General features: G+C 43.2%; 20 protein-coding genes. 16 read left to right on the top strand and 4 right to left on the bottom strand.

What is annotated here, in order from left to right; all coding sequences use genetic code 11:
• The first annotated feature begins 14 nt into the window (after positions 1-14).
• From metH to AC04MN_RS12280, 3 genes are all read left to right on the top strand, one after another.
• The gene (metH, locus tag AC04MN_RS12270; RefSeq protein WP_475383491.1) at positions 15-3,620 is read left to right on the top strand and encodes a methionine synthase; all 3,606 of its coding nucleotides are present in this window, start codon (positions 15-17) and stop codon (positions 3,618-3,620) included.
• A 7-nt stretch (positions 3,621-3,627) separates the two neighbouring features.
• A complete protein-coding gene (locus AC04MN_RS12275) occupies positions 3,628-4,527 on the top strand; it encodes an NAD-dependent epimerase/dehydratase family protein (protein WP_475383492.1) in 900 nt (299 codons plus the stop codon).
• 153 nt (positions 4,528-4,680) lie between these two features.
• Positions 4,681-5,586 carry a hypothetical protein gene (locus AC04MN_RS12280; protein WP_475383493.1) on the top strand — a complete coding sequence of 302 codons (906 nt, stop codon included), beginning with the start codon at positions 4,681-4,683 and terminating at the stop codon, positions 5,584-5,586.
• A 39-nt stretch (positions 5,587-5,625) separates the two neighbouring features.
• Here the strand turns inward: AC04MN_RS12280 and AC04MN_RS12285 are convergent, their stop codons facing one another.
• Genes AC04MN_RS12285 through AC04MN_RS12295 form a run of 3 tightly spaced genes read right to left on the bottom strand, consistent with a single transcriptional unit; the run spans position 5,626 to position 8,706 of the window.
• Positions 5,626-7,104, bottom strand: a complete 1,479-nt coding sequence (locus tag AC04MN_RS12285) for a hypothetical protein (RefSeq protein WP_475383494.1) — start codon at positions 7,102-7,104, stop codon at positions 5,626-5,628.
• A 5-nt stretch (positions 7,105-7,109) separates the two neighbouring features.
• Positions 7,110-7,529 carry a hypothetical protein gene (locus AC04MN_RS12290; protein ID WP_475383495.1) on the bottom strand — a complete coding sequence of 140 codons (420 nt, stop codon included), beginning with the start codon at positions 7,527-7,529 and terminating at the stop codon, positions 7,110-7,112.
• A gap of 37 nt (positions 7,530-7,566) precedes the next feature.
• Positions 7,567-8,706, bottom strand: a complete 1,140-nt coding sequence (locus tag AC04MN_RS12295; protein ID WP_475383496.1) for an HD-GYP domain-containing protein — start codon at positions 8,704-8,706, stop codon at positions 7,567-7,569.
• 248 nt (positions 8,707-8,954) lie between these two features.
• On the opposite strand from AC04MN_RS12295, the gene cysK reads away from it, so the two are divergent.
• From cysK to AC04MN_RS12360, 13 genes are all read left to right on the top strand, one after another.
• Positions 8,955-9,944, top strand: a complete 990-nt coding sequence (gene cysK / locus AC04MN_RS12300) for a cysteine synthase A (protein ID WP_475383497.1) — start codon at positions 8,955-8,957, stop codon at positions 9,942-9,944.
• A gap of 21 nt (positions 9,945-9,965) precedes the next feature.
• Positions 9,966-10,709: an endonuclease/exonuclease/phosphatase family protein gene (locus AC04MN_RS12305; RefSeq protein ID WP_475383498.1), complete on the top strand. Its 744-nt coding sequence runs from the start codon at positions 9,966-9,968 to the stop codon at positions 10,707-10,709.
• Between the two features lie 375 nt (positions 10,710-11,084).
• A complete protein-coding gene (locus AC04MN_RS12310) occupies positions 11,085-11,783 on the top strand; it encodes a MotA/TolQ/ExbB proton channel family protein (protein ID WP_475383499.1) in 699 nt (232 codons plus the stop codon).
• 36 nt (positions 11,784-11,819) lie between these two features.
• Entirely contained in the window at positions 11,820-12,275 is a 456-nt protein-coding gene (locus tag AC04MN_RS12315; RefSeq protein WP_475383500.1) for an ExbD/TolR family protein, read from the top strand.
• 12 nt (positions 12,276-12,287) lie between these two features.
• Positions 12,288-12,785, top strand: coding sequence for an ExbD/TolR family protein (locus tag AC04MN_RS12320; RefSeq protein ID WP_475383501.1), 498 nt, complete (start codon positions 12,288-12,290; stop codon positions 12,783-12,785).
• A gap of 35 nt (positions 12,786-12,820) precedes the next feature.
• Entirely contained in the window at positions 12,821-15,763 is a 2,943-nt protein-coding gene (locus tag AC04MN_RS12325) for a tetratricopeptide repeat protein (protein WP_475383502.1), read from the top strand.
• Positions 15,763-16,029: a hypothetical protein gene (locus AC04MN_RS12330; RefSeq protein WP_475383503.1), complete on the top strand. Its 267-nt coding sequence runs from the start codon at positions 15,763-15,765 to the stop codon at positions 16,027-16,029. Before AC04MN_RS12325 ends, AC04MN_RS12330 begins: the two co-directional genes overlap by 1 nt.
• Positions 16,030-16,036: 7 nt before the next feature.
• Positions 16,037-17,170 carry an AgmX/PglI C-terminal domain-containing protein gene (locus AC04MN_RS12335; RefSeq protein WP_475383504.1) on the top strand — a complete coding sequence of 378 codons (1,134 nt, stop codon included), beginning with the start codon at positions 16,037-16,039 and terminating at the stop codon, positions 17,168-17,170.
• A gap of 4 nt (positions 17,171-17,174) precedes the next feature.
• Complete coding sequence (locus AC04MN_RS12340; protein WP_475383505.1) at positions 17,175-18,392, top strand: hypothetical protein; 1,218 nt, start codon at positions 17,175-17,177, stop codon at positions 18,390-18,392.
• Positions 18,389-19,105 carry an outer membrane beta-barrel domain-containing protein gene (locus AC04MN_RS12345; protein ID WP_475383506.1) on the top strand — a complete coding sequence of 239 codons (717 nt, stop codon included), beginning with the start codon at positions 18,389-18,391 and terminating at the stop codon, positions 19,103-19,105. Before AC04MN_RS12340 ends, AC04MN_RS12345 begins: the two co-directional genes overlap by 4 nt.
• Positions 19,102-20,691, top strand: coding sequence for a tetratricopeptide repeat protein (locus tag AC04MN_RS12350; protein ID WP_475383507.1), 1,590 nt, complete (start codon positions 19,102-19,104; stop codon positions 20,689-20,691). The genes AC04MN_RS12345 and AC04MN_RS12350 overlap by 4 nt, the downstream gene beginning before the upstream one ends.
• A gap of 3 nt (positions 20,692-20,694) precedes the next feature.
• Positions 20,695-21,708 carry a vWA domain-containing protein gene (locus tag AC04MN_RS12355; protein ID WP_475383508.1) on the top strand — a complete coding sequence of 338 codons (1,014 nt, stop codon included), beginning with the start codon at positions 20,695-20,697 and terminating at the stop codon, positions 21,706-21,708.
• A gap of 162 nt (positions 21,709-21,870) precedes the next feature.
• Positions 21,871-23,337: a methyl-accepting chemotaxis protein gene (locus AC04MN_RS12360; RefSeq protein ID WP_475383509.1), complete on the top strand. Its 1,467-nt coding sequence runs from the start codon at positions 21,871-21,873 to the stop codon at positions 23,335-23,337.
• A 10-nt stretch (positions 23,338-23,347) separates the two neighbouring features.
• On the opposite strand, the gene AC04MN_RS12365 is transcribed toward AC04MN_RS12360, so the two are convergent.
• On the bottom strand, positions 23,348-23,866 hold the full coding sequence (locus AC04MN_RS12365; protein ID WP_475383510.1) for a MarR family winged helix-turn-helix transcriptional regulator: 519 nt from the start codon (positions 23,864-23,866) through the stop codon (positions 23,348-23,350).
• Positions 23,867-23,913 lie beyond the last annotated feature (47 nt).

Consider the following 23,913-nt stretch of genomic DNA (forward strand, 5'->3'; position numbering starts at 1 on the left):
CCTAGGGAATTTAAATGAACATCCATGCTCAATGCTGGCAGGAGCTTTCTGCATTATTGAATTCACGTTTGCTGTTTCTTGATGGTGCCATGGGCACGATGGTGCAGCTTTATAAGTTGCAAGAGTCCGACTATCGAGGAACCCGTTTTGCTAGACACGAAAAAGATCTTAAAGGCAACAATGACCTATTGGTTTTAACTAAGCCCGAGGTTATTTACGAAATACATCGCCAATATCTAGAGGCCGGCGTTGATATCATTGAAACCAACACTTTTAACGGGACGACGATTGCCCAAGAAGATTATGGCCTGGCTTCAATCGTCAAAGAATTAAATATCGAGGCCGCTCGTCTGGCGAAAAAGGCCTGTGCGGATTACCAGCAAAAAACGGGACGTCGCACTTTCGTAGCCGGGGCCGTCGGTCCAACTAATCGAACGGCATCATTGAGCCCGGATGTAAACAATCCTGGTTATCGAGCTGTTACATTTGATCAGTTGGTTGTGGCCTACCAAGAGCAGATCGAAGCCTTGCTTGAGGGCGGAGCCGATATTATCTTAGTGGAAACTATTTTTGATACATTGAATGCGAAGGCGGCCTTATTTGCTCATGCCACTGTCGAGGCAAAATTAAACACCCGCATTCCTTTGATGATTTCGGTTACGATCACGGACCTTTCGGGGCGTACTTTGTCGGGGCAAACTGTCGAGGCCTTTTGGAATTCAATCCGTCATTCACGGCCGTTGAGTGTTGGAATTAACTGTGCTTTGGGGGCCCACGAAATGCGGCCTTATATCGAAGAGCTTTCGCGGGTGGCAAACTGCTATATTAGTTGTTACCCGAATGCGGGGCTTCCAAATCCCCTCAGCCCGACCGGTTATGACGAAACACCAGAGTCCTTGGCTTACGAGCTTGGCCTGATGGTCGAGCAAGGCATTGTTAATATTTTGGGCGGATGTTGTGGGACGACGCCGAAGCATATCTCGGTGGTCGTGCAGACATTAAAAGATAAAGAGACTCGGAAAAACTTTATTCAAAAAATCCAAGGGCTTCGTTTATCAGGGCTGGAACCATTTAATTTGGTTTGGCAAGACGTTAAAAGTTTTGTCATGGTCGGTGAAAGAACGAATATCACAGGGTCGCCCAAATTTGCAAAACTCATTAAAGAGAATGATTATGATGGGGCTTTACAGGTTGCACGGCAGCAGGTTGATAATGGAGCAAATATCATTGATGTGAACTTTGACGAGGGAATGATCGATGGTCCTCGGGCGATGACTCATTTTCTAAATCTTATGGCTGCCGAGCCAGATATTTCTCGGGTCCCGGTGATGGTGGATTCTTCAAAGTGGGAGGTCATCGAGGCAGGTTTGAAATGCCTTCAGGGAAAAGCGATTGTAAATTCAATCTCTTTAAAAGAGGGTGAAACAGAGTTTTTAAAACAAGCCCGCTTGATCAAAAAATATGGTGCGGCAGTTGTGGTGATGGCTTTTGATGAACAAGGACAGGCCGTTACCAAGCAAGATAAGATTCGAATCTGTCGCCGAGCTTATGACTTATTAACAACCCAAGCGGATTTTGATGCGGCAGATATTATATTTGATGTGAATATTCTGACAGTTGCTACGGGAATGGAAGAGCACGATAATTACGCGGTCGAATTTATCGAAGCGGTTCGTGAGCTCAAGCAAAAGATGCCCGAGGTATATACCTCGGGGGGTGTTAGTAATCTTAGTTTTAGTTTCCGAGGAAATAACAAAGTGCGCGAAGCCATGCATTCCGTCTTTTTGTTCCATGCAATTCAAGCGGGACTTGATATGGGGATCGTTAATGCGGGTATGCTAGAGGTCTATGAAGAGATAGATCCTGACTTAAAGAAATGTGTCGAAGATGTCGTTCTTAACCGCCATCCTCATGCTGCCGAGGAGCTTTTAAAGATTGCAGATCAGTTCAAAGCCGATAAGACACAAAACTCGGCCTCTCATGAAGAACTTGCATGGAGAAACGGCTCGTTAGAGTCTCGGATCAGTCACGCTCTTGTCAAAGGCATTGATCAATTTATTGTCGAGGACACCGAAGAAGCACGACTTAAATATGGTAGGCCTTTGAATGTCATCGAAGGTCCATTGATGGACGGTATGAAAGTCGTTGGTGAATTGTTTGGGCAAGGGAAGATGTTTTTGCCTCAGGTTGTGAAAAGTGCTCGGGTGATGAAAAAGGCCGTCGCGCACTTAGAACCTTTTATGGAAAAAGAAAAAGCCGAGGCCGCATCAATGCAAAGCCAGGGTACGGTTGTAATGGCGACGGTCAAGGGCGACGTGCATGACATTGGAAAGAACATTGTCTCGGTTGTATTGGCTTGTAACGGATATAAAGTCGTGGATCTGGGAGTGATGACTCCAATGTCTAAGATTTTAGAAAGCGTTAAAGAGCATAAAGCCGATATGTTGGGGTTGAGTGGTCTTATCACTCCATCCTTGGATGAAATGATTTTTAACCTCCAAGAGCTATCAAGACAAAAAATGGATTTGCCAGTTCTCATCGGTGGTGCAACCACCAGTCGGGTGCATACAGCTGTAAAATTGGACCCTCATTATGAAGGGCCTGTCGTTCACGTGGCGGATGCTTCGTTGGTTGTCGAGGTTTGTAATAAGTTAATGAGTCCGACGACGCAAACGGAGTATCGTAAAGAAGTAAAAAATAAAAACAAAGAGACTCGCGAGTACTATCAAAATTCCCAGAATGCGTCGGAAGAGATCTCTTTGGAAGAGGCTCGGGCAGCAAAGTTTAAGTGCGATTGGAAAAAAGAAGCTTTACCCGTTCCTCAGCGCACGGGTGTTTGGGATATTCCAGTTTCATTAGAGCAAGTTGAACCCTTTATTGATTGGGGCCCCTTCTTTTGGGCGTGGGAGCTAAAGGGTAGCTTTCCGCAGATTTTAAAAAGCGAAAAATACGGTGTAGAGGCAACAAAGTTATTTAACGAAGCTCAGATTTTGTTAAAAAGAATCGTTCAAGAAAAGCGATTTAATCCACGAATACGGGTTGGTGTTTTTGCTGCTGCAGCTCAGGACGAGACCGTTCATGTTTACGATTCTCAAAAGAAGCTGTTGGTAGATCTTAATTTCGAGCGGCAGCAACGAAAAAAAGTTGTAAATAATCAAGTGCACTACTCTTTAGCTGATTTTATCCGTCCGGTCGACGAGGGCGGGGATGATCATATTGGCTTTTTTGTGGTGACTTCGGGTTTTGAAGTCGAGAAGTTCGCGAAAGAGTTTGAAGCACAGCACGATGATTATTCGTCTATTTTGGTCAAAGCCTTGGGCGATCGGATTGCGGAAGCTTTAGCCGAATACGCTCATAAACAGATGCGTGATAATTTTGGTTTTGGCCAAACTGAAAACTTGAGCACTGAAGAAGTTATCGCTGAAAAGTATCGCTCGATACGCCCAGCGCCAGGCTATCCAGCTTGTCCTAACCATAGTCAAAAATTAAAAATTTGGCAGTTATTGGATGTCGAAAAGCAGGTTGGTGTGCAGTTGACCGAGACCTATGCGATGAATCCACCATCAAGTGTTTGTGGCTATTATTTCATGCATAGCCAAGCCCGATATTTTGCGATATGAAATCTTTATGAAGGTTTTTATCACCAATATTCGTAGTTGTTTGGGAACTCATCTTAGCCAAAGGTTTTTAGAAGCTGGATGGCAGGTGGCGGGCAGTTCTTGGCCGGATCAGCGTGGATCATTGTTTGATGAAAAGAACCTAGGGAGTCAGATTTCGCTATTGATTCATGAATCTGACGAAGGCCCAATTCTTATTCAGGCCATAGAGTACTTTCAGCCGGACCTGGTGATTCAGTTAGATCGGCAGGAATTGAAAAACCAAATTTCGACTTCTTTGATCTTTGAAAGAAACTTGGGTTCATCACTGCAGATTCTAGAGGGAATTAAGCGGGTTGAATCAGTTAGATCTTTTATCACGTTAAGCACAGACCATGTTTTGTCCTACAAAAAAAGTGATCAGGAGCTTTCAGAAGAGCTTCCTCCTTTTGGTGAAGACTTTTTTTCGGCCTCTTTGGCTGCTCGCGAAAACTTGATCAATAGTTTTTCTAAACATTTTTTTTCAATAGCAAAATACAAACAACATCGCAAAAGCTTTTCTGTAGTTCGAATGCCTTCGACTCAATGTTTAGAGTGTCATGATGACAGCAGTCCGTTGTGGAGTGAAATTCAAAGGGCGGTGCGGAATCAAACGTTACCCCAAATTGAAAACCCGGGCGCTTTTAGGCAATGGTATCCTGTGATGGAAGCCGTCGAACACTTGTATATGCTCGGGGAATTAAGCGTTAAAAGTCCTGAAGGTGCTGGTGTTTGGCATTTTGCAAGCACGACAGTTCCAGCAATGACGGTTGGACGTTATTTGCAGACTTTAAATCCCGATTGGGTATTACCAGACTCCGAGAACGTAAGAAGTCGCCATCCGTTATTGGCATTAGTTCGATTAAATAAATTAGTTTTGGGCAATTATTAGATTTGCCGAACAATCTAGTTTTCGATGTCCGATTATTGGTCCGCCTGTGATATCCGGAAGGCGGACGGTCTTTTTTAAAAACAATTTTGATTGAAAATTAGGCCGTGGCGCTTTTTGAAGAACTGTCCTGCACTTAATTAATTCAGGAGAGTTATGAATAAGAATTGCGTGTTAAAGGCGGTATTAATTTTGAGTTTGTATACGCTGCAGTTGGGTTGCCAAGTGGATATAAAAGACAAAAACGTAGGGACATCCGCAGTTCCCGATGGTGGCCTTCAGGCCTCTTCAAAAGATGGAGTTTGGCAGTTAGATAAAACCCTTGAGCTTGAGCGAGACACTGAAATCGAGGCTTACAGCTTTGAACTTAAATCCACGGCCCGCATCATCACTCACGGATATGCGTTAAGAATCAAGTCTATCATTTTTAAAAGTCAGGGTGCCATCATTGAAACTTATACTCAGGACGAGGTCCTACAGCGAGTTCGGCAAAATGATGAGACGCCCTCTATCATTAGCATCGAAGCGCAAGAAGCTCATGGTCTGCTGACGGTTTACAATCGAGGGCTTCCAGGTGCTAACGGTAAAGACTTTGCATCTTGGGAGTGGCCCGATCTTGGCCAGGCTGGCCGAGGCCCCGCAGCCGTTGTGGACATAAAGAGTTTGGGCGTTGTTCGTAAAAACGGAGAGAGTCAAATCAAAGAGGTGACATACTGTCGAAGCCGAAACGATGGCCTTCCCGGGGAAATCACGGGCGCGGACGCGATTCCGGGAGAAAATGGACAGCCGGGGGCCGATACGGCGAATCTCATTTTTAAACAGAGCTCTAAGGGATCCCTGGTTGTGCGATTGTATCAACAGCCTGGAGCGGGAGGTTTAGGGGGACGAGCCTCTCAGCCTCAACGTGGGCAGCGTGGAGGGCCCCCTGGTGCAGACGTTGACAATATCTGCAAAGGTCAAAGGGGGCCTGATGCTTCTTCGGGAAAACCTGCAGTAGATGGGCAGCCGGGGGCCATGGGGAATGTCTCGGAAGTGCAGCTCTATCAGGTGCAATTAATTTAAAAAAAGGAGTCTCGAGGTTTCACATCGAGACTCTTTTTTTTATTTACAATTTTCAACATCTGAAATTTTTTTGCATCCCAGAGCTTTTTGAAATTCAGGATCTGATAAAAATAGCCGGGTCGAGCGCTTTTCATTCGAAGGATGTGTTTCGACGGGCTTCATTTTCATCCTAGATTCTTGTTCTTTTGCGCTGTCGATGGCAGCTTTCGAGCAGCTCATAAGATTGGGGTAGTTTTTCAAGGCATCGCCTTGATAGGATTTTGAGTTTCCGATCACAGCGTTGCAGCCAGTGGCCAAAAATAATCCCATAGATTCAAAAGCAATCTGTTTACGGCGATTGATATCAGGGGTGTTCTTGATTTTTTCACTCAGTACTTTTGACGACACCCAGTCTGAAAAAGCCTCGCGTGTCTGTGCTGAACCTGCGGAGTCAAAGCATCGACCAATTTCATCTTCAGAGTCGCCGATTTTAAAGAGTTGTTCTTCGATAAAAGAAGCCTTGCCAGTGTCTGAAACATTTCCGGCACTGTCTTCATTAGCATACTCATCGGCGAATTCACTCATAGTTTCATCGTAAAGTGCTTCAAGTTCTTTACGGACTTGATCCGCCGTACTTGAACGAACATTCATGCTGGTGGGCTTGGCCAAGCATTTAAGAGTTCCTGCAAAGATTCCCTCGTCCGGCTTCAGAGCTTTAAAACCTTCGCCTTTATTCGCGTTTTCCACGCCCATATAGTTTCTTGTGAGTGCGCAAGGATCTATCCCGTGGCTAAGTTCGTGGGCTAGAACTTGCTCTAAAGCCGCTTCTGGTATGTTAAAAAGGCTAGGGCAAATCAGAATAGAGTGTTCATCTGGACTGTAGAAGGCATTCGGCATAGCGCAAGAGGCCGCCTGTATGTCGTCCTTGAAGTTAATATCGACCATTTTAATTTTTTTAACTCGGTCAATAATATTGTCTACCTCTTTCGAGTTTTTAGAATTGCGTTTGCTTTCGATAAAACGAATCACACCTTGCCGGGTCGTCTCGAGGCTTTTCTTTATGCGTGGTACGTCTTTGCTCAGTTGAGCATTTAGATTTTTAACATAGGTTTTGTATTCTGGGGTTTCATCTCTGGGCGGGTAGTAGGCATATCTTGATTGAGAGTAGGGTTCAGTTTGTCCCACCGTCGTGATGAAGTCATTGGCTCCACAAGAATTCAAAAAGTTTAAGTTTTCAATGACCACGAAATTAGGTAGTGATCGGCCTTCTTCATTCTTATAAAGCTGCAACTGTTCTTTGTTCGGGGCAATTTGTTCGCAGTAGTCCTCCATTTGGCAGCTCTTTGAGTCTCCGATTTTGCATGGATTTGCGGTTGCCGTGCCTTGAATTTTTTGAATGTTCTGAAGCAGCTGACTGAAGTCGGCTCGGGCCCCATCCAGCGAGTAGGATTCATTTGCTAACGAGGTACTCGCTGTGATTAAGTTTGGCAGGATTAAGAACGGAATTGTGAATGTTGAGTTGAGAATTTTTCTTAGCATAAACATTATTTCTTCACTAATTCTTTAAGTCTAGATAACGATTTTGAAAGTTCGGCAAAATGAGATGAATTGAGGCAGTTCGTGACAAATTTCTTTTGTTTATCTTGGATAACTGTGTGGACGTATATACCTGCGTCGCATTGAATCTTACTGGTTTCTTCAAGACGCTCAAGCTTTTGGAAAATTTCGAAGGCTTTTTCATAAGAGGACGCAGGAATACTGAGGCCATTGACAGAGATTGAATTTTGTAATTTTTCGATTTTATCCGAGCTTTTAAAGCCTAAATGATTTTTTTGATAGATGAGAATACTGATTTTAGATGGGCTGCTTTTTGCGTCTGCCGGTAGATTCTGAGCAATTCCGTTGGCATTCCAAGCAATAATGCCCCCAAAGGCGATCGCTTTTAAAAAGAAAATGGTCTTCATAGATAAAGGCTATCAAAAGACCAAATCCATGTCGAATTTAGGAAGACTTTTTAAAATCTTGATGGACGATAGTCGCGGCATTATCAACGGGATCGTCTGGAATTTCCCAGGGAGCAACGATTCTAGGCTGGCAAGGATCAAAACTGTCATGAATGCAAACATGGTAGTCTCCGTCAACATGGCAATGCTTATGGTTGATCATATGCCTGCTAAAAAGTTTGTACAGTTTGGGGTCTAGCTTTTTACCAACCGAGTTTTTCATTAAATTAAGGGCTTCTTCAGCGCTAAGAACTTCGTGGTAACTACGGCGAGTGGTGATCGCATCAAAAAAGTCGGACATTGCGGTTAGCCGGGCAAGTACGTGAATGCTTTCACCTTGAAGGTTGTTTGGATAGCCAGAACCATCGTAATTTTCATGATGTTGATAGATCACTTGTTGAATAATATTTTTTGGAGTGCCGTGGGTTGAAACATCAGGCTGAGCGATAAGGTCATTGCCCCAACCTGGGTGTTGGCGAATCATGTGATATTCGTCATCCTTTAGTTTAAAGGGACTATTGATGATATTTGTTGGAATGCGTATTTTGCCGATATCATGCAAAAGGCCCCCAAGGCCAGCGACGATCAACTCTTGATCGGAGGCATCGGGTTTGATCATTTTGTAAATAGAGATGCAGTACATGGCGACATTAATTGAATGATCAAAAGTATAGAAGTCATGAAACGATAGCTTGCCAATCAATTCTTGAATTTTATCTACATCGTCAGCTTTGATCAGTTGGACCATGCTTTCAACCGAGTCTTTACAGCCTCCCAGGGACTCGTTAAGGACTTCGGAGGTGAGCTCTTTGTCTTTTGAAAAAATATTTCCAAGATGCTTGATGGCAGAGTCTTTAACGACCAAGGCTCGTTTTTCTTGAGGCACTCCCGTAAGGTCGGTGAAAGCTTTTAAGAAAGGGCCTCGTTCGGTTTCGCGAACATACAGGTGTTGAAATCGCTGTTTTATTTCGTGCAGTTCGTGATCCGAAAGGACACGTCCTCGGCGGAAAATACAGACGAAGCGTTCGAAGCCTTCGCGGCCCGAAGAGTTTATATAAAGGTCATAGGGGATGACTTTGTCGACGGGAATCATTTCTGTAGAGACGGTAAATACACTGTCTTTTTGAGTGATAGTCATAAGTTTATCCTAAAAGTCTTCCTGCTAAATTGGGGTGAAATGCTGGTAAGATTCGTGTTTGTTTCTAAGAATGCGGCCCCTTGAGAAAGCAGTGCTTGTTCTAGCGACAAAAGTCTGTGTTTTGCGGCAATAAACATTAGGTTTTTATTGGCGGTCTGTTGCAAAACTGGACATCTTCAAAACCTGACTTTTCGCTCTGAAGAACTAGTGATAGTTTTAAAGGGCTTATCATCTCAGAAAGGGAATCTATGCGTACTTTTGCGGATATCACAAAGACTATCGGAAAAACACCGTTGGTGGAAATGCAAAGACTCAATAAAGGTTTAGGGGCACGCATTTTTCTAAAGCTGGAATTCTTTAATCCCTTAAGTTCGGTTAAGGACCGTATTGGGCTGAATATGATAGAACGGGCCGAGATTGAAGGGCGATTGAAGCCGGGTATGGAAGTCATCGAACCTACCTCTGGAAATACGGGCATTGCGTTGGCTTTTGTTTGCGCGGCGAAGGGGTATAAATTGACTCTGACTATGCCGGAGACGATGTCTCAAGAGCGTCGAACTTTGTTGTTAATGTTAGGGGCTGAGTTAGTTTTGACTCCAGGTCCGTTGGGTATGCGTGGGGCTGTCGCAAAAGCTTTAGAGCTTTCAACAGAGAGAAATAATTCATTCATGCCTTCCCAGTTTGAAAATTTAGACAATCCGGCTATTCATCGCGAAACAACCGCTCTGGAAATTTGGAATGATACGGACGGGCAAGTTGACATTGTTGTCAGTGGCGTTGGAACAGGTGGAACAATAACGGGAGTTGGACAAGTTTTGAAATCGAAGAAGCCCGCGGTTCAAATGGTTGCTGTCGAACCTGTAGAGAGCCCAGTTTTGTCTGGAGGAAAGCCAGGTCCGCATAAAATTCAAGGAATCGGTGCGGGATTTATTCCGGGCTTACTTGATCGGTCGGTCATTGACAGTATTGAACAGGTTTCAAGTGAAGAGTCCTTCGAAATGGCTAGGCAGGTGATTCGCAAAGAAGGAATTCCTGTTGGAATCTCTTCGGGCGCGGCAATAAAGGTGGCTTTGAAGCTTGCAAGTTTACCTGAAAACAAAGGTAAGAACATCGTAGTTATTATCGCCTCAAATACTGAACGCTATTTGTCGACTTTACTGGCTCAAGCGGAAAAAGAGCAGGCTTTGGCTTTGCCGGTTAGTTCTGTTGGCGACGAATGGCTAGCAAAAGTGAAGTAAGTATTTAGAAACGAGCTGACTTTGATTTGGAAGTATCCGCAGCAAACATTGTCCCAGTGGGGTGAAACTCAAAGTGCGCTACAGCTTAATGAAGCGCATTCCATTTTAATTTGGAATGTCTTCAAAGGTCAGCGTGGAGATAATTTTGCTCGAGATCTTCGAAGTCTATCGGAAGAAAAAAGTTTTTTACTTTTACAAGAGACCATGTTGTTTCAGCAAACTCCCCCGGAGTGGAAAGTTCAGTTGGGGGAGTTGTGTTGGAATGTGGCTCAGAGTTTTGAATACAGTTTAAATAAATCTTCCACAGGAGTCGCAATCGGATCAAAACAAAATGCCAGTCAGGTGGATTTTTTAAGGCCGCGCTCTCGCGAGTTGTTTTGGTTGACTCCTAAGATTAGTTTGTTTGCAGAGTATGACTTTCAAGGGACCAAGGCCTTGATTGTCTCTTCGCATGTTTTGAATTTTGTGACGACCGGTGTGTTTATACAGTCGCTTGAAGAAATTGCTCAGAAGGTTTCCCAGTTTTCAGGGCCTGTGTTGCTTGCCGGTGACTTTAATACCTGGAATTTAAAAAGATTTTTGGCAATGAAAGCTATTTTTAGAGACTTGCAACTTCACCATGTTGAGTTTCCTTTGGACCGTCGATTTTTGAAGTTGGATCATCTTTTTGTGCGGGGATTTGATGTTTTAGATACAAAAATACTGCACTCCGTCGTAACTTCGGATCACTTTCCTCTGGAAGCTAAAATTATTCTAAAAAAATAAATCATATTCTTGTAAGCGAAGTTTAAAAAAGCGGCAGCTTACTATCGATAGAGTGAGTTATCACTCTAATACCAGTAAATTTAAGATCTTAAACAATAGCTTAAAAAATAAGCATCAAGCTGTTTTTGGCTTAGTTTCTTTACCTGCTAAATAGCTGTTATATCAGAGCTAAACTCCAACATTCTGCGAAATATAGAAAGAAAATGTCAGAACTATGTCAATTTGCTGATGACAGTTTCTTAACGAGGTGGTCTGCTAAAAGCGTACTAGACCTTGGTAGGTAAAGGTCGGGCAGATTTAAAAAGAAAAAAAACTGTTTAAAAAAACATGGTTAAAAAAGCGGTTTATAAAAACTGTTAAATACACGGAGGGGTTATGGAAATTCTAACAAAAATGGCACTTGCATTTGAGCACGGCGGTTTCTGGATGTGGCCAATTTTGCTACTTCAGTTGGCGTCTTTTGCGATTATCGTTGAAAGAGTGAATGTCTTGTTCTTCAAGAAAAAGATCACTCAGACTGCAATTGCTGCTGGGTTTGAAGATCACATTCGTCGTGGCGAAATCGATCAAGTGATCGACAAAGCTAAAAACATGGCTGCTAACGAGCCTGTTGCTCGCGCTATTGAAGCGGGTGCAAAATCAGCAAAATTCCTTGGTGGTAAAGAAGAGATCCAAGCAAAAATGGATGAAGTTCTTATTCACGAAAACTCGATGTTAGATCGTCGTACTGGTTTCTTGTCAATGTTGGGTAACGTGGCAACACTAGTTGGTCTACTTGGAACTATCACTGGTATGATCAAGTCTTTCGCGGCGGTTTCTTATGCAGCTCCTGCTGAAAAAGCAGCTTTGCTTGCGGCAGGTATCTCTGAGGCGATGAACGCGACTGCTTACGGTCTTATCACTGCGATTCCAGCGCTTGTTGCTTACGCAATTTTGATGAACCGTGCGAACCACCTTTCAGAAGATTTGAATCAAGGTGCATTGAAAGTTTTCAATTGGCTTTCGTACACATATGAGCCAGTAGGATTCAAGTCGTTCAAAGGTCAAAATAAAGATAAAGAAATTAACGCTTAATCAAGTCTTAAAGCTTGAATAAAAATTGGAGTGCGTATGCGCCACAATAAAAAGCATTTAGACTTTGAATTGAACTTGATTCCGTTCATCGATTTACTTTCAACTTGCATCTGCTTCCTGTTGATCACAGCGGTGTGGATGCAGATTGGATCGATGAATGTTAAGCAAGCTGTTGGCGGTCAATCGGCTGCTGAAACAGAAAAAAAGCCGATCGCTTGGATTTTCATGGAGCTTGATGGTTCTGTAACTATTGATGTTCGGGATTCTGCAGCAGTGCCTGCGAATTTGCGAAAAGCAAAGGTTCAAGGGGTGCAAGGCAAGCCGGATTTAGATGCAGTCAATAAGCTTGCAACGGAAATCCGTCATGTTGAGCCGGGCTTGAGAACAGCATTGATTCAACCAAAGTCACAAACTAATTACGAAGACATCATTGATCTCATGGACTCCTTTAAGAAGGCGGGCATGGGAGACCTGGGTGTTGTTCCACTCTAAGGGAGTATGCAAATGATCAGTCGTAGTGTTTTAGCTGAAACAACATTAGGATCTGAACTGGCGTCACACTCGGTTCTGAATCCAAAGTCTAACAAAGGAAAAAGAAGTCTGTTTGCAGATCTTCTTTTGACTGCATTGATTGATGCCTTTTCGATTCTGGTAATCTTCCTATTGATGAATTTCTCTAGTACAGGAGACATCCTTTTCCTTAGCAAGAATACCGAGCTTCCGAAAGCGGCGGCTGCAGATTTGTTAGAACGTAATACTGTCGTAAAATTTGAAGATGGAAAATACTTCCTTGAAGATAAAGAAGTAACCCAAGACAGCTTGGTTGCGGAATTATTAACGGCAAGACAAGAATGGCAAAAGACTCATCCTGGAGAGGAATTTAAGGGTATTTTGACTATTCAAGCGGACCGTCGGACGAAGTATGAAACTTTGAACTCTGTCGTTTTGGCAATGGCTCACACTGGATACAGTGAGATTCGTTTTGCCGTATTGACGAAGTAGAGCAAGGTAAACCTCAAAAAGTGGGGATGAGGGGTATGAACTTAAACGGGAAAAGTCTAATCGTTGCTTTGTCGATCTTGGCTTCAATGCAAGCTCAAGCTGATGACGGTGCAAAAAATAGAGACTACTTAATTGAAAAGTTAAACAAAGTTTATCTGACTTTGGCGCCTATGGATAACTCTCGAGTCGCGGTGACTCTGCGTTTAGCAGACTTGCTGGCTGAAAGAGCTCGGGTAGCCTCTATGGAAGAGCTTGATTCTGGTTGTGTCACCTGCGTTGCCGGTGCCGCGGACCGAAAGAAAGCACTTTCACTTTACAATGAAGTCCTAGAGAAAGTTCCTGCCGCCTCAAAAGGAAAGGTGATGGTGCAAATGGGTCACCTTCACCAACTTTTGGGTAATGATGCAGTTGCAATCACGACCTATAATAAAATTGCGGCCGACGCTATTGATCCAGTGGCGAAAGCCGAGGCGTATTTGTCGATCGCTGAAATTAACTATAAGAAAAACAATTGGGCAGAGGCGCAAAAAAACTATGAATTGGTTTTGGCGACTCCCAATGCCTCTTCGCGAGGTTTTGCAGCTTATCGCCGAGCTTGGTCTTTGTTTAACCAAGGCCAAATAGCGAAGGCTAAGACTGCGTTAAATGAAATTTTGAAAAACCCTGCTCTTTTATCAAAGACAGGTTCTGCTACCAATCAGATCGATCCTGGGTTCCATGAAGAAGTGGCGGCAGACTATGCAACTTTTGCGGGACGCGAATTTGCATCTGGGGACTTGGAGGCTGTTTTTACGCTGTCTCCAGAAAAAACTAAAATTAACAATATCACGACCGTTGCTGCTGAACTTGAGCGCACGGGTAAAAAAGCCGATGCTTTAAAAGCCTGGGAACATGTTTATCAGTATCAAAGCCTTCCGCAGGAAAGAATTCAAACCCAAGCCCACTTGGCAGCTCTGTATTTGGATAATGGTCAAAAAGAAAAAGCATACGATACTTTTGCAGCAGTTTTTTCTTTAGCTGCGCAATTGAAGGCGCAGTTTCCAAAAGAGGTCGAAGAGGCTCGTAAAGTTATTAAGGTCTCTATCGTAACATGGAACCAAGCGGACAAAAAAGCTCCAACTGTTGAGTTACTTTCTGCTTATGAAGGCTATTTGGGTTCCTTTGGATTTGAAAAAGAGATGAATCAATGGGCTGTTCAATTGGCTGGTGATTTAAATCAATGGGAGCGTGCTTGGAAACTTCACCAAGTTGCCTCTGGCACTTTGGTTGATAAAGAACTTGAAAATCATCTTCTATTAGGCATTGAACTTGGTGAAAAATCTAAGGACAACGTCATTTTATCAATGGCCCAAAACGAATACCTAACGAAGTCTCCTTTAAAAACAAAACAGTGGGAAGTTCGTTATCAACAGGCTTATCGCTTTTACGAAGCTGATCAGATGAAGGATGCCTTGCCTCTTTTAAAAGCCTTGGCTTTAAATGAAGCGGCCCCAATGGATTTGCGTACAAAAGCTTCAGACTTATCCTTGGATATTTTGGCCTCTATGAAAGACGATGCGGCGATTGAAGTGGCCGCTGTCGAATTTCACAATTCGTTTGTGAAGTCTAAACAGTACAATTCAGCGGGGTCGAACCTTCAGGCTCTTTCCCAGAAGTCCATTCTGAATCAAGTTGCTTCTTTGGCGGCAGTCAGTGCGGACCAGGCTTGGACGGCTCTTCAAAGATTTAAGATGTCCGCTGCTGATGAAAAAGATAAAGCGGTTTATTTGAAAAACAAAATGGCATTGGCTGAAAAGCGTGGCGATCTTGCTGCCGCATTATCTGCGGCTCAGGACTTGACGTTATTATCGTCCGCGTCGGCGGAAGATAAGGCGATGGCCACTGCGAAAACCGCGCACTACATGGATTTGCGCATGGATTTCAAGGGCGCGATGGCAGCCACTCAAGTCTTGCCGGAAAATATTCTAGCTGCAGATAAAAAAGCTCTTAAATTGGCTTTATATGCAGAGCTGACCGGCGCGAGTTCTGCTCCTTATTTGAAAAAGTTCATTGAGGTTTCGAAAAGTGAAGACGAAAAAGCGGTGGCAGCAGCCGAGCTTGTGAAGAATTCACCTCAGTTCGAAGTTGAGCTGAAAAAACAATGGAATTCTTTGCTAAGAAATCCAGAGGTTCTGGCTTCAATGATGCTTGATAAGTATGTTGAAACGCCTTCAGCGAGTCTTGTTCAGATGGTTGAAAAAGAAGAGAAGTTGAAGAAAACGGTGGCAGGAAAGTTGATTCTTAAGGATGACCTTATTAAGCAAATGCTGGCATCTTCAGTGAAAATTGAAAGTCATAAAATGGATGCTGCCAATCAGAAGCTGATGGTTAAGTCGATCAAAGATCGTGCTAAACTTTTAGAGGATTTTGAGAAGTTGGCGGCAAAAGCTATTTCCTCTGGAGACTGGACTTCGCAGGTCGTTGGATTGACAGTTGTCGCTAAAGAAGCAGATCGTTTTTATAATGAAATCTTGAGTTTGCCTTTGCCTGAAGGTCTTTCTGATGCCGAGCAATCAGAGTACATGAGTCTTTTAGGTCAACAGTCAGCGCCTTATCGTAACAAATCGGATATGGCAGCTGCGAAGGTAAAAGAGTTCTGGTCAAGTTCTTGGAAAGAGTCTTTGCAAGCAGCCTCTGTGGTCGAGTTCCGTTTGAAGTCGTTATTCGAGGCAGAAGTGCAAGCGTTGACTGCGGTAGCTCCTGCTGATGATAAAGCATTTTTAACAGCTTTAAAGCCTAGTACCGTTCAACAGGCGAAACCTTCATTGGTAGAGCTTGAAGCTGCTCGAAATGCGCTGCGGGCTCAACCGATGGATAAAGTGGCGGCGGAAAAATTGAAGGATCTTGAGATGAAAGCCGGTAATAAGGCAATGGTTCAATATCTTGAGGGGCGTATGGCGAATATGTCGGCTGAAACAAGCCAAAAAGGAGTTCAATAATGAAACAACATTTTGCGATGCTTTTGACTTCTTTGATGATGCTTTTGACTTCGAATGTGGTGATGGCCGCCGAGGCGAAGGAAGCCGCAGCAAAGGCGGGAGCTTCGACAACTAACCACAATTTCGAAGATTTATTGGTTCAAGGTAAATATCATTTTTCTGATGAAGCAGTGACTACTGTCGAAGCAGACAAAGTATTTGATTCTTTAATTGGTGTGCGAACTGACTTCAAAGATCGCTTGGAAGAGTCTGCAACGAAGCAGTAGGTGATTCATGGAAAGAAATTTAGTTTTAGAAGATAAAGAAGGAAAAGTAGTTCGTGTGTTCGCTTGGGATGGCGGCGCAGCTAAAGTTATTCGTCGCGCAGATACAAGCCGTTTAGAGCTTGTCAAAGATACGACTCTACTTGAGCAGAAGAAAATCAACTTTCAAGAGTTAGGTCAGATTGACTCTTCATTGACCACTCAAAAGCCTTATTTAGTAGGTTCGTTGGGGCATTTGAAAATTGTTGAAGCTGTAGAGGCAACTCATAAAGATAACGAGAATCCAGAAGAAACTGAAAAGTTATGGTGGATGTCGGTTCTTGCGATGATTTTTCTTTTTTCGGCGGGACTTGGGGTGCTTAAGTTTGCTCCCGAGACAACTCCTAAGTTAGAGGAAGAGTTGAAGCAGCAGGTTGTAAAGATTGTCAAAAATATTCCAAAACCTGAAACTGTAAAAATGAAGCAGCAGGCAAATGTACAAACTCAAACGACAAACAAAGTTGCTCCATCAAAAGTGGCTGGTTTGAAAAGGATGGGTGCACTTTCTGCGCTTGGAAGTCTAAGTTCTGGAAAGAATAAAGGTGGCTTGGATATTGGAGCTGCACAAAGTTCTGCAGGGCCAGGTTTGGGCGGCGGAACACAAGGTTCGGGTGGAGTTCAAACGTCTCTTTATGCAAAAGGTGTTGTTGGTGCGGCCTTAGGCGCAGGTAACAATGTGAATGGAGCTGGCGGATACGGCACTAAAGGTAAAGGTGGCGGACAAGCCGGCTACGGTAAACTAGCGTTAACGGGTTCAACGGGGGCGACTCCGATTCCTTTGGGTGCGGAAGCATCTGTTGCAAAGGGTTTGGATCGTGACCAAATTGCAGCTGTTATCAATCGTAATTTAGGTCAAGTGCGCTTTTGCTATGAACAAGGTCTACAAGGCAATGCAGGTCTTAATGGTCGTGTTGCGGTTGCCTTTGTGATTGGCGGTTCTGGATTAGTAAAATCAGCTAATGTTGATTCATCAAATTTGAATTCAAAAGCGGTTGAAGATTGTATCGTGATGCGCTTAAAGACATGGAAATTCCCAGTCCCAGAGGGCGGCGTCGATGTTGAAGTCACTTATCCGTTTGTTTTAAGAAGATCAGGTCAGGGGTAGTAATATGAAAAATACGAATTCATTATTCCAAATTGCAAGTCTTCCTTTGGCGTTGTCATTGGTTTTGACTTTGGGTTGTTCGGATTTAAAACAAAATCCGTTGGCAGGTAAAGGCGAAGCTGTTGAAAATGCTCAGCCGCCTCAGACAAAGCCTGAGATTCCAAAACCAATCGAGTCCGATGCCTTACGCATTGATGGACCCGAAGTGGTTTCTTTTCGTGAGGGCGAGAGCGGAAAGGTCACATTCGTATTAAGATCCTTACTTCCCGACTATGTTGGTGAAGTTTCAATCTCGAATTTGGCGGCTTTCCCTGGTGCAAGTTTTAATGCTGCGACAGGTGAGTTTATCTGGACCCCAGCTAACGGCACTGTTTTCAATGGTTATTATCAAGAGATGGTTCTTCACCTTGAAGGCGTGGCTCAATCAACTAAAGCCAATGATCCAATTTTGATTACTCATAAAGAAGTGCGCTTTGTTGTTCAAAAGGTGGCCCGCAATCCGATCATCAAATCTATCGAAGTTAAAGATAATTTGATGAGAGAAAACTCTACTTATTACGTTAAAGTTGTTGTCCAGGATCCAGAGGGTACTGGTGTTGACAGCGAAAAGCCACGTTTGGTTCTTTCTTCTGGTAACTACAAGTTTTCGTTGGCGCCTTATATTACAGAGTACGGAAACCGTGGTGATTTGACTACGAAGGAATGGACGATTGATTTGAAAGTAAACCTAAGTGGCGTTGAATTGACGGATTCGGTATTAGCTTCTGGTTTTGAGCTGGTGGCTTTGAACAGATACGGTTTGTTCTCGGCTCCCTCAAAAGTCAATGTGAACGTGGCTACAGATTTCGGAGCTGTGGATACCACCATTGAAGCGACAAATGAAGTTCTGGTTGGTGAAAAGAACGTGATCCCGTTCATGATTTTTGATCAAAAAGCTGAAGCCGTGATTGGAATTAAAAATATCCGTGGTCTACCAGCTATGGCGGAATTGAAGTGTAATTTTGCAAAGAACTCTTTGCACAAATGCCGATTCACTTGGACGCCTGATCAAAAAGAGCTTATGAAAGTTTATACTATCAATATGGATGTTGAGCTTTCAAATAGAAGCTCTTTGGACTCTAAAAAGATTCAAAAAACGATCAGCTTTAATGTAACAACAGTTGCGTCGACAGCTGCTCCACTTCCAAATCCTGGTTTGCCTGATGAAGGGACTAACAAATGAAAAAATTAGTTTTATCTTTGTTGACGGTAGCGGTTGCTACTTCTGCTAACGCAGCTGAAAATATTGAAAAAGATTTTGATAGCTTAGGTGGAAACACAGTTTTGCTTGAAAAGGCTCGTGCTTTAAACCCAGAAGTGAATACTTCAATTGTGCAAAATCGTACAGTTAATCGTGAAAATCGGTTTGAATTTGCTCCTGAAATGTCGGGGACTTTTGGTGGCGATACTTATAGCCGGGCGACTGGCTTAGGTTTCAATACTCAATACCACATCAACCACAAGTGGTCTGTGGGTGCTAAATATAGCTACTACTTCAATCGTTTGACAGCTGAAGGTAATGCGATGGTCGAGAAGGCGATTGCAGATCACAATGCGAATCCTCAGACTTCTCAAGCTGCAATTCCTGATATGGATTACCCTTTGAATGAAATGGGTGCTTACGTAAACTTTTATCCAATCTATGGTAAAATGAAATGGTTGGATCAAGGTGTTGCTCACTTTGATGTATACACTCAAGTAGGGGCTGGTCAGGTGAAGCTGAAGTCCGGAGCAACTTCAACTTATTCTGCGGGTCTAGGTGTTGGTATTTGGGCAAATCAAAATGTTTCTACGCGCTTTGAATTGCGCTATCAAAACTACACAGCGAAGTACTTAACGGGTCCTCTTAAGTTGGATTTAGCAGTGGCATCAGTCCAAGTTGGATGGTTGTTATGATGAAGAATTTGTTTGTTCGTGGTTCTGTGATTTTAGCTCTTGTTTCGCCAGCAATGGCGCAGGATCTAGAGTCACTACTTGAAGGCAAGGCGCCAGAGCAGGCACCGGTGGCTTCGCAACAGACTCGACTGTCTTTTGCCGTTTCTACGATGGTCGATAAATTGACTGCAGAGCAAAGAGTTTTCCTTAGACATTTGGAAAATCAAGCTTGGTCAAAGGCGCTTATTCAATTTACTCCGGCGTTTGGTGCAACGGCATTTGAAAAGTCTGAAAATGCGATGGCATTAAAAGGTCTTTTGCAATTCAAGGCAGGACTTCAAGTTACAGGTATCGAAACTTTATTTAAAGTGAAAGAGCCTAAGAAGATCCACACTGAGATTTTGCAGACTTGGCGCGAAAGTGTTGATGAAAAGAATGCAGTTTGGGAGATGGCTCAGGTTACTTGGGGCGATGCTTGGACTGAAATTTTTGGACGTGGTGCTGAAGTTCGTCAGATGATTCGTAATCTTTCGTTAAAACAGGATATTGAAAAACTGAAAGATTTGGCTTCTAAAACGCCAGTCAATACGCGTGAAAGAGCTTTGGTAGATTGGCAATTGGCATTAAGTCATGCTTTAAATGATCAAGCGGATCAAGCTGCAAAAGTTTTGGCTCAGCTTCTTAAGAATCCTCAGTCTCCGATTAGCGCTGATTTGGTGAATATCACGGCTGGCCGTTTGTTGTTTCAAAATGGATATTTTGACGCTGCCATTAAATATTACGAAAAAATCGGTAAGAAATCAGACTATTGGTTGGAGTCTCAAGAAGAGCTTGCTTGGTCATATATGCGTAAGGGTGAGCCTCAGAATGCCTTGGCCGTATCGAAGACTTTGGTGAACCCATCCTTTATTGGGCAGGTAGGGGCTGAATCTTATTTTGTGGCAAGCTTAGGTTATCTAAAAGTTTGCGACTATCCGCAGGTTATGGATAGTTTGTTGGCTTTTCCGAAGATTTTCAGACAAAGAACTGTCGAGTTGAACAAAGTAGCACAAGGTGAAAAGCCAGAGCTTATCACTGCAACTTTAAATAAGTTGAAGGTGCAAAATCTGACTTGGCAAGCTTTGGGTAAAGATGCTCATTCTTTACCGATGAATGTAAATCGGGACCACAAGCTTCAACAGCTTCTAAAAACACAGCTTGCTTTCGAAAAAGAAGCTAAGTCCGCAGAAGCGGTTTATGCCGAGTCGTTAGCGATGACGGGTTTACAGGGGCAGTTTGATGAACTGAAGAACTCTATTAAAACCCGTGAGGCCAATGCAATGGCGGCCAGTGTTTCAAGAGTTCAGGATTTAGCAAAAGCCGAGACTCAAGAAATTAAAAAGATTTTGGACAAAATGCACATCGTAGAGGCGGAACTTGTTCAGCAAGTTGATATGGCTTCTAGATTGACCGAGTTCAAGACAGATAAAGTGGACGAGAAAAAAGGTATCACTGGATCTAAAAAAGCAGACGCGCTTATTTTCCCTGCCGAAAAAGAAGTTTGGTTCGACGAACTTTCCAATTATCGTGTGGATGTGAAAAAGGGCTGCCAAAGCATCAAGAGGTAGTACATGGTTCAAAGTATTTTTAAAACATGTTTACTAGCGGTTTTTGCATCATCAATGATGGCGTGCTCTCCAGAGACTCCAAAGTTGATACCGAAGCCGGAGGTACGCAATGACAAAGTAAGCACAGATTCTGATGCTTTCACCTTTACTCCTAAGGTTGATATTTTATTTGTCATCGATAACTCGGGCTCGATGGGGTCGCACCAAAACAATCTAGCCGCAAACATTAATCAATTCGTTCAGTCATTTTCTGCAACGATGCAAATTGATTACAACGTTGGCGTAGTGTCGACGGATATGTCGGATAACTACCACTCAGGACGCTTGCAAGGGCAGGTTCGTTTTGTAAATCGATTGACTCCCAATGGTCTTCAGACCATTGCGTCCAATATCTTAGGACTTGGTACAAGTGGAGATTGGCAAGAAAAAAGCTTTGACCCTGTTGTTGCCGCTCTTTCTGCGCCGTTGATTACAGGATTCAATGCTGGGTTCTATAGGCAAGATGCGCACTTGGCTGTGATTTTCATCACAGATGCTGAAGATCAAAGTGAAGACTACGATGCGACGTCTACTTTTAATTTCTTAACGAATTTAAAGGCCAACAAGGATAAGGTCCTAGCTTATGGTGTTATTGTTCCCTCTGCAGTATCAAATTGTTCCCGCGATGACATGAATTTTCCAAGTCGTATCGAGAATTTTTTAGCGATGCCAATCAATGCTGGTAAAAACGTTATGAATCTTTGTGATTCTGCGTTTGGTACAAAGCTTGCGGATTTGTCTAAAGATATTGCGAAGTATGTTGGGGGAGTTATTTATTTGAATCGGGCTCCTGTTGTTTCGACAATTAAAGTCACTTACGGAAGTCAGATTATTCCCCCGGGCTATAAGAATGGCTGGTCTTTTGACCCTTCTAAAAATGCGATAGTCCTTGGTGATGATATTCAGTGGTCTCAGCAACCGGCTGGAACTAAAGTTCAGGTTTATTTTGAAGCCGCTCAATATGAATCAGAAAAATAAGATCTTTTCGAATTGAAATTATCTTTTAAATAAAAAAAGCTGTCATATGGCAGCTTTTTTATTTAGGTCTCCATATTGGAATTTGGAATATATGAATAGGCTTTATCTATTACACAATTTAAATTGTGATGCCGATCTCTATACCCATCTGCGAGGTGTTGTATGTCTAAGAGTTACGGTGTTCAAGCTCGTTTAGTGCTGGGGTTTTCGATTGCTCCTGTAATTATGGCAGTCTTAATTGTCGTTGGGGTGCAAAGGGTCAATTCGGTCGATCACAGTTTAGCAGTTATTAACGATGTGAATTCAGTAAAGCAGCGTTATGCTATTAACTTCAGAGGCAGTGTTCATGATCGAGCAATCAGTCTTCGTGATGTGGTCTTAGGGGCCTCTAAGGAAGAGTCCGAAAAAGCTATAGCTGAAATTAAGACGCTCGAAGATTTTTACAAAGAGTCCGCGGGGCCATTAGATAAGATCTTTTTAGGCGCCGAAGTTACGGATACCGAGAAGAAACTTTTGGCCGATATCAAGGCCATAGAAGCCGAAACACTTCCCGTGATTCAAAATGTAGTAAAATTATATCGTGATGGGCAAGGTAAAGAGGCTCATGATCTATTGATGGGAACGGCAAAGCCCTTGTTTAAAACATGGCTTGGGCGCATTAATAAGTTTATTGATTATCAGGAAGCCGCTAATGTTCAAGAATCCAAAACGGCACGTGATATTGCTCACGGCTTCGAGCGTTTGATGTACATTCTTGCGGGGGTGGGGATTAGTTTGGCGGCCTTCATGGCTTATTTGATTGTTCGTTCGATTGTGCCACCTTTAAGATTAGTCACAAGTCAGCTGGACGTCTCTTCAGAGCAGATTGCTGATGTCTCTCAGGTAATTTCCAGATCTAGTTTGTCCCTTTCAGAAGGTGCAGCGAAGCAGGCAGCCTCGATCGAAGAAATCGGTGCCTCCATTGAAGAGTTAACCAGTATGACAAAAATGAATGCCCAAAATGCAGATGCTGGAAAACAAGCCTCGAACGAGGCGCGTTTGGTGGCCGAAGCCGGAGCCCGGGAAATGGAACAAATGAAGCGGGCAATGGATGCAATTCAGCAATCATCCAATGAGATCTCGGTTATTATGAATACGATTGACGATATCGCATTCCAAACGAATTTGTTGGCACTCAATGCAGCAGTCGAGGCGGCAAGGGCAGGAGAGCAGGGAAAAGGCTTTGCGGTCGTTGCTAATGAAGTGCGCAATCTGGCTCAGCGTTCGGCAGATGCTGCAAAAGAAACAGCTCAAAAAATTCAAAGTGCCTTAGAGCGGAGTTCTCAAGGTGTTGAGCTTTCACAAAAAGTGATGAAGGGCTTTGAGCAAATATTAGAGAAAAATCGTCAAGTAGATAACATAGTCACAGAAGTGGCCCAGGCTTCTAAAGAGCAAAGTGATGGGTTCGCGCAGATTACCACCGCGATAATGGAAATGGATCGAGTGACTCAGACTAATGCGAAGTTGGCAGCTGAAAATTCACAGACGTTGGGGGCATTAAATATTCAGTCCCAGGAAATTCGAGAAGCCTCAGAGAGTCTCTTGCAACTTGTCGGAAGTTCTGGAGGAGAATTAAAGAAGGCGGCCTAGGCCGCCTTCTTTAATTCTTGCAGTCGAAAGATGTCTTCATTACAGAAAACAATTTGTCGAATAAGAGACTCATCTCTTCAGCGTCTTTATTATCCAGTTCTTGGGTAAAGTTTTTCCAGCAACCAAAATGTTCTGGAATAATGGTGTTTAAAAATTGATGTCCTTTATCCGTCAGTTCAAGGTACTGGACGCGTCGGTCCTCTTTGCAGTGGACCTTTTGGATGTAAGAGTCTTTTTCGAGTCCATCTACCAATCCAGTCATCGTTGCTCGGGTGACTCCAATATGCTGGGCCACTTCACTTGAGTTCATTTTATGTTGGTGAAACCATAGGGTTATAAGGACCATCATGCGACCTTCTGAAAAGCCGTGTTTTTGAAGGTCGGCTTTGCGAAGGGTCTCAATTTGATCAATGAAGATGAACATCGATTTCAGTAGCTTTAAATGGGGGCCATTTAAATTAAGGAAGTTCTGGTTTATTTTATCAATAAATCCATCTAAGTTACTGTTTTTACATGGTTTGTTTTCCATTTAGGGCCTCCATGTCTTAAGAATAGCTCATTTTCATCTATTTGTCA

Source organism: Bdellovibrio sp. ZFWA1 (assembly GCF_056175665.1).

Bases quoted from the DNA above. Each gene is read 5' to 3' on its own strand.
- metH (WP_475383491.1), top strand. From the start codon at position 15: ATGAACATCCATGCTCAATGCTGGCAGGAGCTTTCTGCATTATTGAAT.
- AC04MN_RS12275 (WP_475383492.1), top strand. From the start codon at position 3,628: ATGAAGGTTTTTATCACCAATATTCGTAGTTGTTTGGGAACTCATCTT.
- AC04MN_RS12280 (WP_475383493.1), top strand. From the start codon at position 4,681: ATGAATAAGAATTGCGTGTTAAAGGCGGTATTAATTTTGAGTTTGTAT.
- AC04MN_RS12285 (WP_475383494.1), bottom strand. From the start codon at position 7,104: ATGCTAAGAAAAATTCTCAACTCAACATTCACAATTCCGTTCTTAATC.
- AC04MN_RS12290 (WP_475383495.1), bottom strand. From the start codon at position 7,529: ATGAAGACCATTTTCTTTTTAAAAGCGATCGCCTTTGGGGGCATTATT.
- AC04MN_RS12295 (WP_475383496.1), bottom strand. From the start codon at position 8,706: ATGACTATCACTCAAAAAGACAGTGTATTTACCGTCTCTACAGAAATG.
- cysK (WP_475383497.1), top strand. From the start codon at position 8,955: ATGCGTACTTTTGCGGATATCACAAAGACTATCGGAAAAACACCGTTG.
- AC04MN_RS12310 (WP_475383499.1), top strand. From the start codon at position 11,085: ATGGAAATTCTAACAAAAATGGCACTTGCATTTGAGCACGGCGGTTTC.
- AC04MN_RS12315 (WP_475383500.1), top strand. From the start codon at position 11,820: ATGCGCCACAATAAAAAGCATTTAGACTTTGAATTGAACTTGATTCCG.
- AC04MN_RS12320 (WP_475383501.1), top strand. From the start codon at position 12,288: ATGATCAGTCGTAGTGTTTTAGCTGAAACAACATTAGGATCTGAACTG.
- AC04MN_RS12325 (WP_475383502.1), top strand. From the start codon at position 12,821: ATGAACTTAAACGGGAAAAGTCTAATCGTTGCTTTGTCGATCTTGGCT.
- AC04MN_RS12330 (WP_475383503.1), top strand. From the start codon at position 15,763: ATGAAACAACATTTTGCGATGCTTTTGACTTCTTTGATGATGCTTTTG.
- AC04MN_RS12335 (WP_475383504.1), top strand. From the start codon at position 16,037: ATGGAAAGAAATTTAGTTTTAGAAGATAAAGAAGGAAAAGTAGTTCGT.
- AC04MN_RS12340 (WP_475383505.1), top strand. From the start codon at position 17,175: ATGAAAAATACGAATTCATTATTCCAAATTGCAAGTCTTCCTTTGGCG.
- AC04MN_RS12345 (WP_475383506.1), top strand. From the start codon at position 18,389: ATGAAAAAATTAGTTTTATCTTTGTTGACGGTAGCGGTTGCTACTTCT.
- AC04MN_RS12350 (WP_475383507.1), top strand. From the start codon at position 19,102: ATGATGAAGAATTTGTTTGTTCGTGGTTCTGTGATTTTAGCTCTTGTT.
- AC04MN_RS12355 (WP_475383508.1), top strand. From the start codon at position 20,695: ATGGTTCAAAGTATTTTTAAAACATGTTTACTAGCGGTTTTTGCATCA.
- AC04MN_RS12360 (WP_475383509.1), top strand. From the start codon at position 21,871: ATGTCTAAGAGTTACGGTGTTCAAGCTCGTTTAGTGCTGGGGTTTTCG.
- AC04MN_RS12365 (WP_475383510.1), bottom strand. From the start codon at position 23,866: ATGGAAAACAAACCATGTAAAAACAGTAACTTAGATGGATTTATTGAT.